Raw genomic sequence first — 18652 nt, forward strand, 5'->3', positions numbered from 1 at the left:
CCCTACCTTGATCGGGTGAATGTCAAGCTGTTCGGCGAGGTCTTCGTGACCCTGCTGGTGATCGTCGACCCACCCGGCATGGTGCCGGTCTTCCTCGCGCTCACCGGCGCCCTGCCCGCCAAGGCCCGCAATCGGGCCGCCACCCAGGCCGTCCTGCTGGCGCTCGGGGTGATCGTCGGGTTCGCCGTGGCCGGGCAGACCCTCCTCGATTACCTGCACGTGCAGCTTCCCGCTCTGCAGGCGGCCGGTGGCCTGCTGCTGGTGCTGGTCGCGTTGCAGCTGCTCACCGGCAAGACCGACGCGCCCGAGGACCAGGTCGGCACGAGCAACGTCGCGCTGGTCCCGATCGGCACACCGCTGCTGGCCGGCCCCGGTGCGATCGTCGCCACCATGCTCTTCGTGCAGCGGGCCGACAACAACGGCGAATATCTGGTCATCGCGGCGGCCATCCTCGCCGTGATGCTCGCCGTCTGGGTGGTCCTGCGGTTCTCCGGCGTCATCGTCCGGCTGCTGCGACCGGCCGGCATCGAGGTGCTCACCCGGATCGCCGGCCTGCTGCTCGCGGCCATCGCGGTCCAGCTCATCGCGGACGCCATCTTCGCCTTCGTCGAGCTGTACGCGCCGCGGCTCTGACGTTTCCTGTCGGGGGGTGCTGGCAGGATTGCCGTGTGCCCCCCACCAGAAACCGTGCCGCCGTCCCCGAGCAACTCGGGTTCGCCGGCATGCCCGAGCGGCTCTTCGTCTGCACGCCGAGCAAGCTCGGGGCCTACACCGACTGCCCGCGGCGCTATCGCTATTCCTACGTCGACCGCCCCACCCCGCCCAAGGGCCCGCCGTGGGCGCACAACTCGCTCGGCGCGAGCGTGCACACCGCCCTGAAGAACTGGTACGCGGTGCCGGTCGAGCGGCGTGCCCCCGGCGCGCTCCCGACCCTGCTGAAATCCACCTGGGTGCGGGAGGGATACCGCGACGTCGACCAGGAGCGGGCCGTCTACCAGCGGGCGCTGGAGTGGCTGGAGACCTATGTGGCGACCCTCGACCCCGACGACGAGCCGCTCGGCGTCGAGCGCGTGGTCGCGACGAAGACCTCGGTCCTCGCGCTGAACGGGCGGGCCGACCGGATCGACGGGCGCACCGGCCCGGACGGGCCGGAAGCGGTGATCGTCGACTACAAGACCGGCCGCTCCGGGCTGGACGCCGACGACGCCCGCGGTTCGCAGGCGCTCGCGCTCTACGCGTTCGCCGCCCAGCGGGTCTTCCGGCGGCCGTCCCGCCGGGTCGAGCTGCACCACCTGCCGACCGGCACGGTCGCCGTCCACGAGCACACCGACGAGTCGCTGGCCCGGCAGGTGCGGCGTGCCGAGGAGACGGCGCTCGACATTCTGGCGGCGGAGAAAGCGGTGGCCGGCGGCGCCGACCCGGATGAGGCGTTCCCGACCAACCCGGGGACGCTGTGCAGCTGGTGCGACTTCCGGAAGGTGTGTCCGGCCGGGGCCCAGGCCCAGGGCAAGGAGCCGTGGACGGCGGTGGAGCACCTGCAGGGCTGAGCGGAGCCGGGTCAGGCGAGGCCGGCGCGTTCCAGGGCGGCTCGGTGCACCGGCGAGATCTGGTGCTCCTTGGGCAGGGTGGACATGACCGTGGCGAGCAGCGCGCGCAGGCTACGGACCGAGAGGCGGGCGGCCAGGTCGGTGGTGGGCCAGCCGAGACCGCCGTACATCTTGCGCGCCCACGGCGGCAGCAGCCCGATGGCGGTGCCGGCGATCCCGAAATACGCCCAGCGCGGTGGCCCCAGCGTCAGCCCGAGCCGCAGCGCCCGGCCGCCGATCGGGGGCGCCGGCGGAACGGTCAGGAAGAACGCCGTCTCGGCGCTGTCCCGGGTCATCCGAAGCTCCGGGCGGACGGCGTCGTAATAGTCCGCGACCTCGGCGGCGGTGGCGGGGACGGTGGCCGGGTCCAGGCCGACGAGTTCGGCGGCCCGCAACTGCTCGGTGTAATAGGTGTCCACCTCGTCGGGCGTCAGGCGCACGCCGGCGTGCACCGCCGTGCTGAGGAACGACTCGACCTCGGCGACGTGGACCCAGCGGAGCAGGTCGGGTTCGTCGATGCGGAACCGCTCACCCGTAACCGGATCGATCGCGGACATCCGGGAGTGCAGCCGGCGCAGGCGGTCGCTCACCTGCCGGACCTCCTCGGTGCTGCCGTAGATCACCGTCCCGACGTAGTCCGACGTGCGCATCAGCCGGCCCCAGGGGTCGGCGCGGTAGCCGGAGTTCTGCGCGACCCCGGCGACGGCGCGGGGGTGCAGCGCCTGGAGATAGAGGGAGCGGAGCCCGCCCAGCATGAGGATCGGTTCGCTGTGCAGTTTCCAGGTGACCGATTCCGGCCCGAACAGCCCGACGTCTCCTGCCATGCAACCCAGACTGCCACGCGGAATCGCCATCGGCTCGTGCCGAGGACATCGAGTGGGGCGGAGCAGACCGAGTGGCCCGGCCGGGCCGCCGGTCAGACGGTGGTGTGCCGGCTCAGCGGCTTGCTGGTCAGCCTTGTGGTGTCAGCCTGGCGGCGTGCTGGTCAGGCCGTGGTGTCGGCCTCGCGGCGGGACTGGCAGGTGGGGCAGAGACCCCAGAACGTGACCTCGGCCTCGTCCAGGGCGAACCCGTGCGAGCTGCTCGGGGTGAGGCAGGGCGCCTCACCGACAGCGCAGTCGACGTCGGCGATCTCGCCGCAGCCGCGGCAGACGATGTGGTGGTGGTTGTCGCCGACCCGCGCCTCGAAGCGGGCCGGACTGCCGGCCGGCTCCAGCCGGCGGGCCAGACCGGCCCGGGACAGCGCACCGAGCACGTCGTAGACCGCCTGGGTGGAGACGGAGTCGAGCCTGGTGCGGACCCGCCGGGCCACCTCGTCCACTTCGAGATGCCCGCCGGCGCTGAGCACCTCGAGCACGGCGAGGCGCGGACGGGTGACCCGCAGGCCATGCGTACGCAGCAGTTCTTCACCGGTGGACATCGCTCCATGACAACACGCGGGAACCGAATCACCAACCCGGACGGTCATCGCACCAGGACGCGGCGCTGTGACGATGCTGACGGCCGGTTGGCCGAAACCGATACAGAAGTTTGCTCTTGAGGGGATGTTTGCGCCGTCAAATACCCCTAAGCTTGCCTGCACCCGATCGAGGAGGAATGGTGTTTGACCAGGTCAACGGTTTGCCGGTACATATCCTGGTGCTTCATGCGGCAGTCATCTTCGTGCCGTTGCTCGGCCTGGGGGCCATCGTCTACGCCCTGGCGGCATCCTGGCGTCCCAAACTCGGCTGGGCGGTGGGACTCCTCGCCGTAGTCGCGCCGGCCGCCGCGCTGGTCACCAAGCAGTCCGGCAGCGAGTTCTACACCCGGCTGCTTTCGGAGAACCGGGTGTCGCCCGCCGGGAAGGTCATCCTCGACCAGCACATGGACTACGGCTCGCTGACGGCCTGGCTGGCACTCGGACTCGGGGTGGTCAGCCTGGTGCTGGTCGCGCTGACCTGGCGCAACCCGCGCGCCCTGCCGCGTGTCGCCGATCTGGGGTTCGCCCTGGTCCTGGTGGTGCTGGCCGGCCTGAGCGGTTACTACATCTTCCAGACCGGTGACTCCGGCGCTACCGCCGTGTGGGGCAGTTACTGACGACGCGTCCAGGGCCACCCGGCCCCTGTTGACGACGCTTCCGGGGCGGGCCGCATGTCAGGTCCGTCCCGGAACTGTCTGATGCGGCTGCGGCCTGGAACTGTCTGATGCGGCTGCGGCCTGGAACTGTCTGATGCGGCTGCGGCCTGGAACTGTCTGAGGCGGCTGCGGCCTGGAACTGTCTGATGCGGCGCCGTCCCGGAACTGTCTGGTGCGGCGCCGCCCGGGGAGGAACCGGGCCGGCGCAGTGGCGTCATGCCGGAGATCGCGGGTCGGTCCAAGGGGCCCGCCGATGGTTGCCCGGCGGCCGAGGCGCTGTCGCGGGCGCGCTCGAGGACGACTGGTCACGACGGGGCGTGGCTGCCGGGTCTCAGAACAGGATGCGGGCGCAGAGCAGGCACATCAGGACGATCGCGACCGCGCCCGCCACCAGGCCGATCCCGTAGGTCACCGTGCGCGCGGAGCCCTCGGCCTCGTCGAGCGCGTCGATGTCCTGGGGCGGCATGCTGCGCGGCGGCGGCGGATGGGCGATCGTCGGCGGGCGCCAGCCGGTCACCGGCGGCTCGGTCCGGGGTGGCCCCGCATAGCCGGGCGGCTCGGGAGCGGGCGGCCCGACGGCCGCCGGCCGGCCGAGCGACTCGGCGGACGGATCGGGCCGCTGCCAGAAGGAGTCGTCCGGCGGGTTGGTGGGGGAGCTCACGTTCACCGACGGTACAGCTGGAGGGGGACGACGGCCGTGCCGCTGTCGGCTTACGCTCGTAGTCGTGGACATTCTGGACCAGCCCGAGCGGGACAGCGACGCCGAACGTGTGGTGGATCTCGAGCCCGAAGAAGCGCCGGTGCTGCCCGACCAGACCCGTGACGACACCGAGCGGGGCTGGGGCGAGCGCGGCTACTCCAACGACGATCGTCTGATCGAGGACCGGCCGCCGCACTGGGGCTGAGCTGCCCGCCCGCACCCGCTGCTTCGTGTACACCCGGCTTTGCGCGCACCGGCTCTGTATGCACCGGCTGTGTGTGAAGTTGCGCCCACATGCGAACCGCAACTTCACACGCGGTCAGTCGGGACGGATCAGGACGGCGAACCCCTGGTTGGGGCCGGCCACTGCCTGTTCGGCCTGATCGCGGCTCAGTGCGAGCAGCAGACCGCCGGTCACCAGGTCGTCTGTCCTGGTCACGTCGAGGACGAGCACGTCGTCGGCCACCGGGACTACCTTTTCGCCGAGGCGTAACAGGTCGACACGGTCGCCGGCCTCGACGATCGAGAGAGCGGTGGGGTCGGCCAAGCGGATCGGCACGCCGACACTGCCCGCGGGAACCCCCGTGGGCGGCGACCCGTCGGGTGGTGGGCCCGCGGGCAGTGGTGGGGAGTCCGCGGGTGGTGATCCGGTGGGCTCAGCCGTGCCTGGCGGTGTGGAAGAGGCCGCGGCCGGTGGGGCGCAGGACGGCGGCCGGACCCAGAGGGCGGCGGCGGCCGTGGCCAGGAGCATCGCCACGACGGCCAGGCGGAGCAGTGAGCCGCGCGACGGCCTGCGCCATCGCACCGGGTCGAGGTCATCGGCCTTACCGGACATCTCCTGCTCCTGACTCGCCACGCCTGAGGGGAGCCCGACGCTAGGCGGTCCACTGCCGGGCCCGCAGGCGTCCTGTGGACAACCCGAAGTTGTGGACGAACGCCCCCAGCCGGATTTGATCTTGCTAGGCCCGGGGGAAGGCGCGGCGGCGGGAAAGGGTGACGCGGCAAATCATGTCGGCGCGCCGCGGGCCGATCGTGCGGGAGCGGCGACCGGAGGCGCGGCGCGGCCGGAGGGGACGGCGCGGCCGGGAGGGGACGGCACGGCACGGCCGGAGGGGACGGCACGGCCGGAGGGGACGGCACGGCCGGAGGTACGACAGAAGCGCGCCGGGCCGAGTGGCCCGGCGCGCGACGCGCCGGAAAGCGACTAGGAGGCCGCGGCGGCCTTGGTCCCGGTCGAGGAGCTCGACGACGAGGTCGAGCCGGACGTCGACGAGGCAGCCGTCGACGAGGTGGACGAGGGGCTGGAGCTCGACGAGTCGGCGGAGCTGGTGCTGCCGGCCGGCTTCTCGGTGCCCGACTTCTCCGAACCGGACTTCTCCGCGCTCACGTTCCCGGAGCGGGAGTCGTTGCGGTAGAACCCGGAGCCCTTGAACACGATGCCGACCGAGTTGAAGACCTTGCGCAGTTTCCCCTGGCAGTTCGGGCACTCGGTGAGTGCCGGGTCGGAGAAGGACTGCACGGCTTCGAGCTGGTCACCGCACTCGGTGCAGGCGTACTGGTAGGTGGGCACGGCTCCTCCGGATCGTTCGGCTGCTGGCACTCGCCAACTCCGAGTGCCAATGTTGCGGCATCGGAGGTCAATTCGTCCACTCCGGGCCCGGTCTGAGGGAGAACCCACCGGTGGGTGTCATCACAGCCCCGACCGGACGGTCGTGCGGCTCGCGGGGCACCTGGTCGACGTCCTCGCCGTCGTGCAGCAGTGCCACGACGAGTGGGCCGGGCGCCGGCAGGCGGGCGAGGGCGCGGTCGTAGGAGCCGCCGCCCCGGCCCATCCGGACGCCGGCACGGTCGACGGCGAGTGCCGGAACGAGCACCAGGTCGGCTTCCCGGACGGCCTCGACGCCCAGCCGCGGGCCGGTCGGCTCCAGCAGGCCGCGAGCCCCGGCGTTCAGTCCTGAGGTCGTCCCGGAAGGGGTGAACAGCGCCCAGTCGAGGTCGTTGTCGGGCAGCAGGACGGGCAGCATCAGTCGTCCTGACGGCGGGAGGGCGCCGGCGAGGGTGGACGGCAGCGACGGGCCGCCCGGCTCCGAGCCGATCGGCACGTAGGCGGCGACCGTTTCGGCGCGCGTACGTCGTACCAGAGCAAGGATTTGATCTTGAATGGCCGTGGCGGCGGCCTCGCGCTCGGCGACCGAAAGTGATCGACGCGCTGTGAGCAGTCGAGCGCGGAGCGCGATCTTGATTTGTGGTGATTTTTCCGCGTCACCGGCCAAATCCGACATGCAACACCCCCTTTCGAAAACCGGCAAACGGGGCACACTATGTCAGCATCGCTCCAAAGGGGGCCACTGCTTTGGCGAAGAGGCCACTGCCGGGAGGATGTGTGACATTACGCGGCCGGCTCACCAGCGCGTTCCTGGTGGTCGTGCTCGGTCCGGTCCTGCTCGGGTCGATGTTCGTCGCTCTGACCGTCGGCGCCGTCAGCCGCGAGCGGACGGCCGAGCGACTCGATCATGCCGCGGCCACCGTGAGTGCGGCCGTCGGAGCGCTCTGCCGACAGCTTCAGGCCGTGGCGGACGCCGTGGCGGTGGTCCCGGCCACCTCCCGCTCAGCGGTCGCCGACCAGCTGGTCACCCGCGGCCTCGCCACCGACGTCGAGATGGGCGACCCGAGACCGGTCGGCCGGATCGGCGGGTCGGCGGCGCCGCCGCGCGGTGGGACGCAACCGCCGCACGCCACGAGCGCCGGTTGGAAGGACTGCTCGGCCCCGGACAGATCCGCCGACCCGGTGACAGCGCTGAGCGCGTACGCGTACGCCTCGGACGTCACCGTGATCGCCGCTCAGCGGGTGGATCCCGCCCTGCTGGAGCGCCTCGGGCAGGCCGGCGGCGTCGGGGTGGCGCTCAGCGCCGGTGTGGCGCCGAACGGCCCGGCCAGCCTGCGCCTGACCGCCGGGCCGGGCCAGCCGCTGCCGCTCACCCTCAGCGTGCCCGCCGGCGACCCGACCTTCTGGTACGGGATCCTCCTCCTGATCGTGCTGGCCACCGCCGTGGCCGCCGTCCTGGCGGCCCGCTGGCTGGCCCGCTCCACCACCCGCCCCCTCGGTGACCTGGCCTGGGCGGCGGACCGGGTGGCCAACGGCGATCTGGACACGCGGGTCCCGATCCCGCGCCCGGACGAGCTGGGCCGGCTCGCCGGCACGTTCAACCGGATGACCCGGGAGCTGCAGTCGTACGTCCAGGCGCTGACCGCCAGCCGCGACCAGCTCCGGCGCCATCTGGCGATCCTCGGCGACACCCTCTCCAGCACCCACGACCTGGACCGGATCCTGCCGGTCATCCTGCGCACCGCGATGACCGCCACCGGCGCGCGGGCCGGCCTGATCCTGCTCGCCGACCCGGCCGACGGGCGGCTCGCCGCACGGTGCGGCGCCGGGCTGACCGGCGACTGGAACCTGAGCGATGCCGAGCTGGCGAAGCGCCGCCTGGTGCCCGGCCGCGGCGTGCTCGGCGCCGTGGCGGCCGGCGGATCGCCCCTGCGGGGGACCGGATCGGCTCCGGACGAGCCGCCGTGCGAGGCGTACCTGGCGGTGCCGATCTGCGCGCCACCCACCGAGTCGGAGACCGACCCGGAACCGGGCGCGCTCGGCGTGCTGGCCCTCTACGACCCGCTCGGCGGCCCCGCCTTCGACGACGCCGACCTGCGCACCGTGCGGACCTTCGCCGGGCAGGCCGGGGTGGCGGTGCACAACGTCCGCGTCCACGAGGAGGCCCAGCGGCTGTCGCTGACCGATCCGCTGACCGGCCTGTGGAACTACCGTTACCTGCGTGAGGTGCTGCGCCGGGAGGTGGAGCGGGCCAGCCGGTTCGGCCGGATGCTCACCGTCCTGGTGCTGGATCTGGATCACTTCAAGGAAGTGAACGACACTTACGGGCACACGGCCGGCGATCAGGTGCTCAGCGAGTTCGCGAGACGGATCCGCATCGGGTTGCGCGAGGTGGACGTCGCGTTCCGGCAGGGCGGGGAGGAGTTCGTGGTGCTGCTTCCGGAGACCGACGCGTACGGCGGTGTGATCGTGGCGGAACGACTCGGCGCCGCGGTCCGGGACTGGCCGGTGCCCGTCGACCCGCGCCGCCCGGGGCTCGACGACCGGGTCGCGATCAGCGTCTCCATCGGCATCGCGGTCTTCCCGGAGCACGGTGAGACCGCGCAGGAGGTGCTGGACGCCGCGGACGAGGCGCTGTACGCGGCGAAGAACGCCGGACGTGACACCTATCGCCTCGCCGAACGGGTTTCCCCGGGTATACCCGAAGGGCATTTCGATTCCGCGGCGGCTGCCACCGGTGGGCCACAACCGCCGCGACATGGCCGTGGCCGATAGTCTCGCGTCATGTCCGCCGAGGATCCAGCGAAGGTGCGGTGACTGAATGACGACGAACGCTCAGGGTTCGGGCAAGCGCGCGGTGAAGGCGGTGATCCCGGCAGCCGGGCTCGCCACGCGCTTCTTGCCGGCCACCAAGGCCGTGCCGAAGGAACTGCTGCCGGTGGTGGACCGCCCGGTGCTGCAGTACATCGTCGAGGAGGCCGCGGCCGCCGGCATCACCGACGTCCTACTGGTCACCGGCCGGGGCAAGACCTCGATGGTGGACCACTTCGACCGCCGCCCCGACGTGGAGCAGCGGCTCGCGGACAAGGGCGACGAGAAGCGGCTGGCCGCCGTCCGCCGGACCAGCGAGCTGGCCGACATCTACACGGTGCGGCAGGGTGAGCCGCTCGGCCTGGGCCACGCGGTCGGCACCGCCGCCTCGCACGTGGGGGACGAGCCGTTCGCGGTTCTCCTGGGTGACGAGTTCGTCGACGAGGAAGATCCGCTGCTGCCCGCGATGCTCGATCTGCAGCAGGAGACCGGCGGTATCGTGCTCGCGCTGCTCGAGGTGTCGCCGTCGGAGACCTCACGTTATGGCATTGCCTCGGTGGAAGAAACCGGCAAAGCCGACACGGTCAAGATCACTGGGCTGGTCGAGAAGCCGTCGCCCGAGGAAGCTCCCAGCAACCTGGCGCTGATCGGCCGCTACGTCCTCCCGGCCGGCATCTTCGAGGCGATCGCGAACACCAAGCCCGGCTCCGGGGGCGAGATCCAGCTGACCGACGCGATGGCCACGCTGCTCGCCGAGGGCGTCCCGGTGCACGGCATCGTGTATCGCGGGCACCGCTACGACACCGGCATGCCGCTGGGCTACCTGCAGACCGTCGTCGAGCTGGCCGTCAAGCGCGACGACCTGGGCAGCGAGTTCCTCGCCTGGCTCACCGACTTCGTCGGTGGTCGAAAGGGATGACCGCTACGGCCGATGCCGAGGCGGCCGCCAACGAGCTGATGCCTCTCGCCGAATACCTGGGCAGCGTGCTGCGCAGGTTGCGGGCGCTGCCTCCGCTCGACCTCGACCTCACCCAGGCGCACGGGAACGTGCTGGCGGCCGACGTGGTCGCCCCGCACCAGTTCCCGGCGTTCGACCAGGCCGCGATCGACGGGTACGCGGCCCGATGGGAAGACCTGGCCGGCGCCGGGCGCATCGGGTCGCACCCGTCGTTCGGGCAGTTCGACAGCAAGGCCCGCTCGGTCCGGCTGAACGTGGTCGGCGACCTGGGCGCGGCCAGCTGGCGCCCGGTGCGCCTGACCCCCGGCACCTGCTTCTCGGTGGCGGCCGGCGCGCCGCTGCCGATCGGGGCGGACGTGGTCGTGCCGGTGAACTGGACCGACCAGGGCATGGCCGCCGTCGAGATCATGCACGCCCCCAAGCGGGGCTCCGGCGTGCGGCGGGCCGGCGAAGAGCTGTCGGTCGGCCAGGTGCTCGCCGCCGCCGGGTCGTACGTGACACCACCGATGGTGGCCGTCTTCGCCGCCGCCGGCATCGGTCACGTGCTGGTCCGGCCCAGCCCCCGGGTGGTCGTGGTGGCCACCGGGGACGAACTCGTCGACGTCGGCCGGCCCAGCCAGCCCGGGCAGGTCGTCGACGCCAACTCGCACGCGCTCACCGCGGCCGCGGTGGAAGCCGGCGCCCTGGCGTACCGGATCGGCATCTGCGACGACGACCCGGAAGGGCTGCGCGGCCTGCTGGAGGACCAGACCCTCCGCGCCGACCTGATCATCACCACCGGCGGCACCGGCACCGGGCCGGGCGACATGCTGCGCCGGGTGCTGTCCCGCCCGGGCACCGGCCGCGGCTCGGTCGAGTTCACCGACGTGGCGCTCTGCCCCGGCACCGCCCTCGGCTTCGGCACGGCCGGCGGCGAGGAGGTGCCCGTGGTCTGCCTGCCCGGCGAAACCGGTGCCGCACTGATCGGCTTCGAGGTGCTGGCCCGGCCGGTGATCCAGCTGCTCGCCGGCGCCGAGCCGGTCTTCCGGCCCAGCGTCAAGGCGCACCTGCTGGAGACCGTCTCCTCACCCGGCGGCCTGCGCGAGTTCCGCCCCGCACACGTCGCGGAACGGCGCGGTGGCGGTTACACGGTGCAGCCACTCGCCGGTGGGCCTTACACTCTCTCCGGTTTGGCCGAGGCCAACGGTCTGCTGGTGCTCGGTGAACGAGTCACCACCGCGGCCGCCGGCTCGACCGTGGACGTACTTCTGCTCGACCGGAGGCGATAGATGCTCGGGGCCACGCCCGGATGGCCCGCCGTCCTGGCGGACGGCCCGGTGCTGCTGCGCCCCTACAAACGGGGAGACGCCCGCGCCTGGTCCGAGGTGCGGGTCGCCAACAAGGCCTGGCTGGCACCGTGGGAGTCGGCGCCACCCGGCCCGTGGGCGGAGATGAACTCGCCGCGGGCCTTCGGCTACGTGTACCGCGACATGAAACGGGCCGCCCGGCGCGGCGACAGCATGCCGTTCGCCGTCTGCCTGGTGGAGAACGGGCGGGAACGCCTGGTCGGGCACGTCAACCTGGGCAACATCGTGCGGCGGGCGTTCGCTTCGGCGTACGCGGGCTACTGGGTGGACCACCGGGTGGCCGGCCGCGGTGTGATACCGACCGCGCTGGCCCTCGCCGTGGACCACGCGTTCGGGCCGGGCGGGCTGCACCGCATCGAGGTCAACATCCGGCCGGAGAACGGGCCGAGCCGGCGTGTCGTGGAGAAACTGGGCTTCCGCGAGGAGGCGTACCACCAGCGCTACATGCACATCGACGGCGCCTGGCGCGACCACCTCGGATATGCCATGACCAGCGAAGAGGTCGCCGCCGAGGGCGGCCTGCTGTCCCGCTGGCGGCGTGTGCGCGCCAGCAATTGATCTTGTGCGTAGCGACGCTACCGGCGCGGCGCGCAAGAATACGCAGGTACCGCCCGTAACCTCGCTTTCGTCGTGTCATTCGTTGACGGGAGGGGTGAGGTGCCCACCTCGGTGCTCCTCGCCGTCCTCGCCGCGGCCGGGTTGCTCGCCCTGGCACCGGCGCTGGTGCGCCGGTACGACGCCACCGAGCGCCTCGCCGCGGAGCGGGCGTCGTCGACGGCGCGTGTGCTGCAACGCCGCCGCCGTCAGCGCACCGTGCCCGGACGCCGACCCATCAACCCCGCCCGCCAGGTCACGGTTACGGTGCCCGCCCCATCGGGTGAAAACGCGCCACCCGAGCGCCGCCTCCGCCTGGTCACCGGCCGCCGGCCCACCCGCGTGCCCCGCCGCCGCGGCACCCCCGCAGTGGTCCGCCGGCGACGCGTCTTCGCCGCGCTGCTCCTGCTCAACGTCATCGAGCTGATCGGCGTCCTCGCCGTCAGCCCCGGCTTCTGGATCAGCTTCGCGGTCACCGGCGCCCTCCTCGGCCTCTACCTCGTCCACCTGCGCAACCGCGCCATCGTCGACCGGCGCCGCCGCCGCGCCCAGGCCCGCGAAGCCGCCTGGCTCGCCGCCCGCCAGGCCGAGGTCCGCCGCGAACAAGCCCGCCGGGCCGCCGCCCGCCGCGAGGCCCAGCGCCGCCTGGCCGCCCAGCGCGAAGCCGTCCGCCGCGCCGCGATGGGCCTCGACCGCGAACCCTCCGACCTCCCGATGGCTGCCAACGGCGGCTCGGTCTCCTACCGACGGCGTGGCGGGCTGCGCGGACGCGCCTACGAGGCCGGCGGCCGCAACCACACCGCCTGACCCACCCCTCTTGCGCCGTCGCCTGCCTTCGCCCCAGCTTCATTCCACCGCAGATGTACGGCCATGGCCGTACCGGCCACACCCTCTCCGTCCCGAGCCTGTCCCGGCGGCCACCTGCCGGGTCCGGGCCGCAGCGCCGGCTCCGGGCGAAGATCGTGGCTGAGGGAGGGGCGGTTCGCGGGGGAGCCCGGCGACCTGTTAGCCTTTCTTCGGTTCCACGGTGACGAACTCACCGGGGTTGCCAAGGGGCTGTGGCGCAGACTGGTAGCGCACCTCGTTCGCATCGAGGGGGTCAGGGGTTCAAATCCCCTCAGCTCCACGAGTACCTGAGTGCCCTCTGTCCGCGGGATGCGCGGACCGGGGGCACTCGTCATTCTGCTCCGGGGGCCGAGCCCCCGGAGGCCCCGCGATCCGCGGGTTGCGCTGGGCCGGTCCCCTTGCGCTGGCAGTTCGGTTGCGCTGGGCCGTCGGGTTGTGCCGGCAGCTCGGGTTGCGCTCGTGGTTCGACAGCGCCGGCTGGGTGGCGTCAGCCGACGTGGTGGGGCAGCGGACCGGGTCAGCGGCCGGAGGAGTGTTCGTCCAGGTGGTGGAGGTGGAGGGCGGCGATCTCCTCGACCCGGGCCATGGAGACGCCGACCCGCTGTTCGATGGCCAGCGGGTGGGTGGTGGGTTCGAGCTCGATGTACGGCAGCTGGCCCACGGCGCGGGTGTGGACGTTGGTGCGGAGGTTGAGCGTGGTCGGGTAGTAGCCGGCGATCACGTTGGAGAGCCAGCCGAAGTACGGCGGCTCGGTCTCGCGGCCGGGCTGTTCCCAGACGTCGACGGCGCGCGTGAAGTTGGGGCGGCTCAGGGACACCCACATGCTCCAGGTGAAGGTCTCGCCGGTCTCCCAGACAGGCAGCTCGATCAGGCCGCGGATGAAGAAGTGCTCGCCCGCGATGACGCAGAGGTCGGCGTCCAGCAGGGAGTCGGGGTCGTCGGCCATCCCCGGTCGCCAGAAGTCGGGCGCGGGGGCGGCGAAGCTGAGCGGCGGGCCGCTGTGCACGCCGCCGCACGTGCCGCAGGCGAACGTGTCGGTGCTCATGTGCGCGAAGCATACGGCGGTGGAAGGAAATCTTTCCCGGTCATGCCCGCTACGTCACACCCCTCAACGTCCGGCCCGATATGTGTAAAACATAAGGATAGCTACTTTTGGGTGGTATCTCTGGAGCAAGCCTCGGAGGTGACCCACATGAAAGCACCCCTGCCCGACAACGAGATCGAGCGTCTTGCGGCGCTCTACTCCCTGGACATCCTCGACAGCCCGCCGGAGAAGGACTTCGACGACATCGTCGCGCTGGCCGCGGGTGTCTGCGAAGCGCCGATCTCGATGGTCAGCCTGGTCGACGCCGACCGGCAGTGGGCCAAGGCCAGCACCAGCCCGGAGCTGGCCGAGACCTCCCGGGAAGCGTCCTTCTGCACGCACGCCATCCTCGGCCGGGACCTGCTTCTGGTGCCGGACACCCGGGAGGACGCCCGGTTCGCCGACAATCCGGCGGTCGCCGTGCCGGACGGGATCCGCTTCTATGCCGGCGCGCCACTGATGACCACCGACGGGTTCGCGCTCGGCACGCTCTGCGTGCTCGACACGGTCCCCCGCCGGCTCGACGTCGAGCAGCAGCAGGCGCTGCGTGCGCTGGCCCGGCAGGTCACCGCCCAGCTGGAGCTGCGCCGGTACGCGTTCGCGCTGGCCAACACGACTGCCCGCCTTCAGGAGCTGGAACGCCGCAAGGACGACCTGGCCGGCCTGGTCGGCGGGGAGCTGCGGTCGTCGCTGCGGCTCATGGCGGCGTACCTGGAGCGGCTCGGGGACACCGGTCATCACGACGCCGAGATGGCCGACCTGGTGGGCCGGGCGACCGCGGCGCACGTCCGTGGATTCCGCGAACTGCTCGACCACCTCACCTCGATGGCCGAAGCCGGACTCGGCGGGGAGAGCCTGCACATGCGGCAGTGCGACCTGACCCGGGTCACCCAGCGCGCGGTCGAAGCGGTCCGGCCGATCGCGGCCAGCAAGCACATCTGGATCCTCAACCAGGCCGGCGGCCCGTCACTGCCGATCATCGCCGATCCGGTACGCCTGGAGCAGGTCCTGACCCATCTGCTCTTCGCGGCGGTGAAGTACACGCCGGAGGGCGGCCGGGTCCGGGTGGGTACCGAGATGGAGTCCGGGCCGACCGTGCGCGTGGACGACATGGACATGCCCGACGGCATGCGGCCCGAACTGTTCCCGCATCTCTACTACGGCGCGATCGCCAACCCGGCGAACATGCCGGGGCCGGACCGCGGGCTGGCGGTGGCGAAACGGATCCTCGACGCCCACCACGCCACGGTGGCACTGTCCGACCGTCCCGGCGACGGCACCTCGCTGCACGTGGTCTTCCCGTACGCGGAGCTGACCCCGGCCGACCTGGTACGCGACCTGGCGGTCGCCTGACGTACGACGCCGGCCCGTGTCCCGAACGGCTGCACGGTCGGGACACGGGCCGGCGCGGTCACCCGGTGCGCTGGTCGGGCGTCCACCCCGCGCGTACCGGGCCGGGAGGGTCGGTCGGCGACCCGGTGCGCTGGTCAGGTGTCCACCCGGCGCGTACCGGGCCGAAGCCGTCGGCCGGGGGCGAGCCGGCCGACGGGAAGTCCTCGACGTGCCACGACTGCTCGGGGACGTCCAGGGAAAAATCGTCGGAATGCCAGGACTGCGGCGGTACGACTGACGAGTGGTCGTCGGAATGCCAGGACTGCTGCGGTACGACCGGCGAGTGGTCGTCGGAATGGCGGTAGTCGCTGGAGTGCCGGGGCTGCGTCGGCACGGCCGGTGGCGCGACCGCACGGCCGACCGGCTGCCGTGGCATGGACGGCGGCAGGTCGGCGAGGGCGGGCGGCCAGGAGTCGACCACCGGCGCGACGGATCCGCCGGGCCCGGGCGGCGGCTCGGGGCTCGGCGAGCGCGGGGTGAGCCCGGCCCGGTTGAGCTTGTGCCAGCGCAGCCGGCCGCCGGTCAGCGCGGTGGTCGCCGACTGGATCAGCACGAGGTACATCAGCTGCCGGTAGGCGAACTGCTGCAACGGCAGGCGCAGCAGCGGCTTGAGGGACTCCCGGTCGAAGCGGAACGCCACCGCGGCGGTGAACATCTGCAGCGCCAGCATGCCGAGCCAGGCGACCACGGTCTCGCTCAGCTCCCAGAAGACCAGGCCGTACACCAGCATGATGTCGACGACCGGGGCGAGCATAGGCAGCGCCACCCCGAACAGGGTCAGGAACGGCAGGCCGACCCGGCCGAAGCGGCCGGACGGACCGGACTCGAAGATCGCCCGGCGGTGCTTCCACATCGCCTGCATGGTGCCGTAGCTCCAGCGGTACCGCTGGCGGTAGAGCTGTTCCAGCGTGGTCGGGGCCTCGGTCCACGCCTTGGCGTGCTCCTCGTACACCACCCGCCAGCCCTTCCGGCACAGCGCCATCGTGACGTCGGTGTCCTCGGCGAGCGTCTCGTCGCTCACCCCGCCGACCTGGGCCAGCGCCTCGCGCCGGAACGCGCCGATCGCCCCGGGGACGGTCGGCATGCAGTTCAGCACCTCGTAGAGGCGGCGGTCGAGGTTGAAGCCGATCACGTACTCGATGTGCTGCCAGAGGGCGACCATGGTGCCGCGGTTGCCGACCTTCACGTTGCCGGCCACGGCGCCCACCGTCGGGTCGGCGAAGGGCTGCACCAGCCGCCGGATCGAGTCGTCCTCGAAAATGGTGTCGCCGTCGACCGTGACGATCAGGTCGTGCCGGGCCAGGGCCACCCCGGTGTTCAGCGCGTTCGGCTTGCCGCCGTTGGGCACGCGCACCACCCGCACGTTGGGCAGGCGCATCCGCTCCACAAGGTCCGCGGTCCCGTCGGTGGAGCCGTCGTCGACGACCACCACCTCGATCTCCGGGTAGTCGCCGGAGGCCAGCGACCGGACGGCGGCCTCGATGCCCTCCTTCTCGTTGTAGGCGGGCACGATCACCGAGACCGGCTCGGTCACTTCCGGACCCCAGCGCCAGTCCGGCCTGCGGCGCTGCCGGGCATGCCGGCCGGCGAGCAGGAGCAGCAGCACGGTACGACCGATGGTCAGCAGCCCGACCACCAGGAACAGCGCCGCGATCACGGTGACCATGCCGTCGGCGAGCCCCACGGTCCAGAGCAGGGCCAGGCCGCGCCACTCGTCGCTGGCCGGCGCCGCCGGGTTGACCGGCAGCTGGGCGATCGCCCCGGTGCTCTCCGCCCGGTCACGCCCGGCCGCGGCCTGCTCGGCGATGCCCAGGTTGAGGCCCTCGGTGACGGTGGTGAACCGGTAGCCCCGGGCCATCATCATCGGGATGAAGCGGTCCAGCGCCTCGACGGTCTGCGAGCGTTCACCGCCGGAGTCGTGGAAGAGGATGACGGCCGAGCTGTCGCCCTTCGGGGTGGCGTTACGCACGATCTGGTCGACGCCGGGTCGCTGCCAGTCCGCACTGTCCAGGTCGTTGACCACGACCAGGTAACCCTTGGTGCCGGCTTCCTTGACGAGCTTCCAGTTCACCTCGTCGATCGCCGCGTTCTTGGAGGAGTACGGGAAGCGGGCCAGGTTGGTCCGGACGCCGGTGGCCCGGGCGATCGCCACCTGGTTCTGCGACAGCTCCAGGTCCCGCCGCCACGGGGCGAGCCGCTGCATGTTCGGGTGGGTGAACGTGTGCAGGCCCAGCTCGTTGCCGCCCTCGACGACCTGCTTGGTCAGCTCCGGGTGGCGGGCCACCTGGGAGCCGACGACGAAGAACGTGCCGTGGGCGCCGTGCTTGCGCAGCACCTCCAGCACCTTCGGGGTCCACGCCGGATCGGGGCCGTCGTCGAAGGTGAGGGCGATGGTGCGCTCGGGCAGGCGGCTGGTGGCCTCCTGCCCGCCGGTGGTGTTGATGACCGGGCCGCCCTCGCGGATCGCGGCGGGAACGCCGGCCTGGTCGCCCACCTCGGACTCGACGTGGTCGCCCTTGAACTCGGCGTTGATGTAGGCCTGCACCACCAGCACGGCGACGAAGAACCCGATCAGCAGGGTGCCGAGCATGACCCGGGGGCGGGGCAGCAGGCGCCGCCGGCTCCGTCCCCGGGCACGAGCACGGCGGGTGGGGGTGGGCGTGGCGGTCACGCCGGGGCCCTGGTCGAGGGCGTGGCGGTGTCCGCCGGATCGTCGTCGGCCTTCGGCGGCGACGGCGGGCTGGGGGCCACGACGGGGGGCGCTGGGTTCACCCGGTCGCCGCCGGCCTGACCGCCGGTCTGGCCGCCACCAGCTTGGCCACCGGTCTGGCTACCGGTCTGGCTACCGGTCTGACCGCCGATTTGGCCGCCGGTCTGACCGCCGGTCTGACCGCCGGTCTGGCCACCGGTCTGGCCACCGGTCTGGCCACCGGTCTGACCGCTGTTGGTCTGGTTGCCGCCGGCCTGGCCGCCGCCGGCCTGACCACCGGGAGCCGGGACGGGGATCTGGCCCGTGGGCGGCCGCGGCTCGACGGGCTCGACGGGCTTCACGGGATTGGTGGGGCCGGCCGACCCCGTGCCGGTCGGGCCGGGCTTCACGGTGCCCGACTCGGTGCTGCGGGACGTGCTCGGGACGGGGTTCGGCTTCTTCGACGGCGGCTTGGTGCCGGTCGACTTCGACGGCGAGCCGGTCGGCCGGGACGGGGCCGAGCGGGACGGGGCCGAGGAGGTGCGGTTGCGCTCCGGGGCCCGGCGTTGCACGGACTCGGCGACGAAACGCTGCTGCGGCGTGGCGCTGGGCGCCGGGGTGGGGGCCGGCCGGGGCCGCGGCGGGGCCGGCTTCGTCGGCTCCTCCTCGTCCTCGTCGAGGCCGGGCAGCGGCAGCACCGCTCCGGCGCTCACCGGGCCACCGGCCAGGCTGACGCTGACCAGCCCGCCGTAGGCGACGACGAGGACACCGAAGGCCAACGCGACGCGCCGCAGTAACCGGCTGCGGCGACCGGTGGCGTCGACGAACACCGGAGCGGGCGTCGACACGGCGATCACTTCCGTGTCCGGCATGTAGGGATCGGCGTTTTGCGGGGTTTGGGGTTCCTGCGAAGTCACGCGGCGAG

General features: G+C 72.2%; 19 protein-coding genes, 1 tRNA gene and 1 pseudogene. 12 read left to right on the forward strand and 9 right to left on the reverse strand.

Translation table 11 applies throughout. The annotated features are described in order from the left end of the window. The first annotated feature begins 15 nt into the window (after positions 1-15). Complete coding sequence (locus AC0NH5_RS25750; protein WP_474408414.1) at positions 16-633, forward strand: MarC family protein; 618 nt, start codon at positions 16-18, stop codon at positions 631-633. Positions 634-722: 89 nt separating this feature from the next. Further along, positions 723-1547 (forward strand): RecB family exonuclease, encoded by an 825-nt coding sequence (locus AC0NH5_RS25755; RefSeq protein WP_474408486.1) that lies wholly within the window; start codon positions 723-725, stop codon positions 1545-1547. Positions 1548-1558: 11 nt separating this feature from the next. Here the strand turns inward: AC0NH5_RS25755 and AC0NH5_RS25760 are convergent, their stop codons facing one another. Then, positions 1559-2410 (reverse strand): oxygenase MpaB family protein, encoded by an 852-nt coding sequence (locus AC0NH5_RS25760; protein WP_474408416.1) that lies wholly within the window; start codon positions 2408-2410, stop codon positions 1559-1561. A gap of 161 nt (positions 2411-2571) precedes the next feature. Beyond that, positions 2572-3006, reverse strand: coding sequence for a Fur family transcriptional regulator (locus AC0NH5_RS25765; protein ID WP_474408418.1), 435 nt, complete (start codon positions 3004-3006; stop codon positions 2572-2574). A gap of 176 nt (positions 3007-3182) precedes the next feature. On the opposite strand from AC0NH5_RS25765, the gene AC0NH5_RS25770 reads away from it, so the two are divergent. Next, the gene (locus tag AC0NH5_RS25770) at positions 3183-3662 is read left to right on the forward strand and encodes a DUF2231 domain-containing protein (protein ID WP_474408420.1); all 480 of its coding nucleotides are present in this window, start codon (positions 3183-3185) and stop codon (positions 3660-3662) included. A 370-nt stretch (positions 3663-4032) separates the two neighbouring features. Here AC0NH5_RS25770 and AC0NH5_RS25775 read toward each other — a convergent pair whose 3' ends face one another. Continuing rightward, positions 4033-4362 carry a translation initiation factor 2 gene (locus tag AC0NH5_RS25775; RefSeq protein WP_474408422.1) on the reverse strand — a complete coding sequence of 110 codons (330 nt, stop codon included), beginning with the start codon at positions 4360-4362 and terminating at the stop codon, positions 4033-4035. A 64-nt stretch (positions 4363-4426) separates the two neighbouring features. On the opposite strand from AC0NH5_RS25775, the gene AC0NH5_RS25780 reads away from it, so the two are divergent. Next, positions 4427-4606: a hypothetical protein gene (locus AC0NH5_RS25780; RefSeq protein WP_474408424.1), complete on the forward strand. Its 180-nt coding sequence runs from the start codon at positions 4427-4429 to the stop codon at positions 4604-4606. A gap of 114 nt (positions 4607-4720) precedes the next feature. Here the strand turns inward: AC0NH5_RS25780 and AC0NH5_RS25785 are convergent, their stop codons facing one another. Further along, positions 4721-5236, reverse strand: a complete 516-nt coding sequence (locus tag AC0NH5_RS25785) for a hypothetical protein (protein ID WP_474408426.1) — start codon at positions 5234-5236, stop codon at positions 4721-4723. A 388-nt stretch (positions 5237-5624) separates the two neighbouring features. On the opposite strand from AC0NH5_RS25785, the gene AC0NH5_RS25790 reads away from it, so the two are divergent. Next, positions 5625-5816, forward strand: coding sequence for a hypothetical protein (locus tag AC0NH5_RS25790; RefSeq protein ID WP_474408490.1), 192 nt, complete (start codon positions 5625-5627; stop codon positions 5814-5816). Positions 5817-5830: 14 nt separating this feature from the next. Here AC0NH5_RS25790 and AC0NH5_RS25795 read toward each other — a convergent pair. Further along, positions 5831-6079: pseudogene (locus AC0NH5_RS25795) on the reverse strand (FmdB family zinc ribbon protein); the annotation flags it as partial. After that, on the reverse strand, positions 6039-6683 hold the full coding sequence (locus tag AC0NH5_RS25800; protein ID WP_474408428.1) for a 5-formyltetrahydrofolate cyclo-ligase: 645 nt from the start codon (positions 6681-6683) through the stop codon (positions 6039-6041). The pseudogene AC0NH5_RS25795 and the gene AC0NH5_RS25800, both read right to left, overlap by 41 nt. 101 nt (positions 6684-6784) lie before the next feature. Here AC0NH5_RS25800 and AC0NH5_RS25805 point away from each other — a divergent pair, with 101 nt between their 5' ends. The 6 genes from AC0NH5_RS25805 (at position 6785) to AC0NH5_RS25830 (ending at position 12842) form a co-directional block, all read left to right on the forward strand. Further along, on the forward strand, positions 6785-8782 hold the full coding sequence (locus AC0NH5_RS25805) for a GGDEF domain-containing protein (RefSeq protein WP_474408430.1): 1998 nt from the start codon (positions 6785-6787) through the stop codon (positions 8780-8782). 46 nt (positions 8783-8828) lie between these two features. Next, on the forward strand, positions 8829-9737 hold the full coding sequence (locus AC0NH5_RS25810; protein WP_474408432.1) for a UTP--glucose-1-phosphate uridylyltransferase: 909 nt from the start codon (positions 8829-8831) through the stop codon (positions 9735-9737). Continuing rightward, positions 9734-11044 carry a molybdopterin molybdotransferase MoeA gene (locus AC0NH5_RS25815; RefSeq protein WP_474408434.1) on the forward strand — a complete coding sequence of 437 codons (1311 nt, stop codon included), beginning with the start codon at positions 9734-9736 and terminating at the stop codon, positions 11042-11044. The genes AC0NH5_RS25810 and AC0NH5_RS25815 overlap by 4 nt, the downstream gene beginning before the upstream one ends. After that, entirely contained in the window at positions 11045-11680 is a 636-nt protein-coding gene (locus AC0NH5_RS25820; protein WP_474408436.1) for a GNAT family N-acetyltransferase, read from the forward strand. It begins immediately after the preceding gene. A gap of 99 nt (positions 11681-11779) precedes the next feature. Then, on the forward strand, positions 11780-12523 hold the full coding sequence (sepX, locus tag AC0NH5_RS25825) for a divisome protein SepX/GlpR (protein WP_474408488.1): 744 nt from the start codon (positions 11780-11782) through the stop codon (positions 12521-12523). 245 nt (positions 12524-12768) lie between these two features. Next, positions 12769-12842: transfer RNA gene (locus AC0NH5_RS25830), tRNA-Ala, on the forward strand. A 237-nt stretch (positions 12843-13079) separates the two neighbouring features. Here AC0NH5_RS25830 and AC0NH5_RS25835 read toward each other — a convergent pair. Beyond that, entirely contained in the window at positions 13080-13607 is a 528-nt protein-coding gene (locus AC0NH5_RS25835) for a DUF2199 domain-containing protein (protein WP_474408438.1), read from the reverse strand. Positions 13608-13754: 147 nt separating this feature from the next. Between AC0NH5_RS25835 and AC0NH5_RS25840 the strand changes: the two genes are divergently transcribed. Further along, complete coding sequence (locus AC0NH5_RS25840) at positions 13755-14999, forward strand: GAF domain-containing sensor histidine kinase (RefSeq protein WP_474408440.1); 1245 nt, start codon at positions 13755-13757, stop codon at positions 14997-14999. Positions 15000-15057: 58 nt separating this feature from the next. On the opposite strand, the gene AC0NH5_RS25845 is transcribed toward AC0NH5_RS25840, so the two are convergent. Continuing rightward, positions 15058-17709: a bifunctional polysaccharide deacetylase/glycosyltransferase family 2 protein gene (locus AC0NH5_RS25845; protein WP_474408442.1), complete on the reverse strand. Its 2652-nt coding sequence runs from the start codon at positions 17707-17709 to the stop codon at positions 15058-15060. After that, positions 17706-18599: a hypothetical protein gene (locus AC0NH5_RS25850; protein WP_474408443.1), complete on the reverse strand. Its 894-nt coding sequence runs from the start codon at positions 18597-18599 to the stop codon at positions 17706-17708. Before AC0NH5_RS25850 ends, AC0NH5_RS25845 begins: the two co-directional genes overlap by 4 nt. Positions 18600-18652: the final 53 nt, after the last annotated feature.

The sequence above is a fragment of the Actinoplanes sp. 13 genome, from assembly GCF_056134165.1.

Excerpts from the sequence above, each read along its gene's own strand:
- AC0NH5_RS25820 (WP_474408436.1), top strand. The coding sequence starts at position 11,045 with ATGCTCGGGGCCACGCCCGGATGGCCCGCCGTCCTGGCGGACGGCCCG.
- AC0NH5_RS25760 (WP_474408416.1), bottom strand. The coding sequence starts at position 2,410 with ATGGCAGGAGACGTCGGGCTGTTCGGGCCGGAATCGGTCACCTGGAAA.
- AC0NH5_RS25785 (WP_474408426.1), bottom strand. The coding sequence starts at position 5,236 with ATGTCCGGTAAGGCCGATGACCTCGACCCGGTGCGATGGCGCAGGCCG.
- AC0NH5_RS25770 (WP_474408420.1), top strand. The coding sequence starts at position 3,183 with ATGGTGTTTGACCAGGTCAACGGTTTGCCGGTACATATCCTGGTGCTT.
- AC0NH5_RS25810 (WP_474408432.1), top strand. The coding sequence starts at position 8,829 with ATGACGACGAACGCTCAGGGTTCGGGCAAGCGCGCGGTGAAGGCGGTG.
- AC0NH5_RS25850 (WP_474408443.1), bottom strand. The coding sequence starts at position 18,599 with ATGCCGGACACGGAAGTGATCGCCGTGTCGACGCCCGCTCCGGTGTTC.
- AC0NH5_RS25765 (WP_474408418.1), bottom strand. The coding sequence starts at position 3,006 with ATGTCCACCGGTGAAGAACTGCTGCGTACGCATGGCCTGCGGGTCACC.
- AC0NH5_RS25815 (WP_474408434.1), top strand. The coding sequence starts at position 9,734 with ATGACCGCTACGGCCGATGCCGAGGCGGCCGCCAACGAGCTGATGCCT.
- AC0NH5_RS25840 (WP_474408440.1), top strand. The coding sequence starts at position 13,755 with ATGAAAGCACCCCTGCCCGACAACGAGATCGAGCGTCTTGCGGCGCTC.
- AC0NH5_RS25755 (WP_474408486.1), top strand. The coding sequence starts at position 723 with ATGCCCGAGCGGCTCTTCGTCTGCACGCCGAGCAAGCTCGGGGCCTAC.
- AC0NH5_RS25835 (WP_474408438.1), bottom strand. The coding sequence starts at position 13,607 with ATGAGCACCGACACGTTCGCCTGCGGCACGTGCGGCGGCGTGCACAGC.
- AC0NH5_RS25800 (WP_474408428.1), bottom strand. The coding sequence starts at position 6,683 with ATGTCGGATTTGGCCGGTGACGCGGAAAAATCACCACAAATCAAGATC.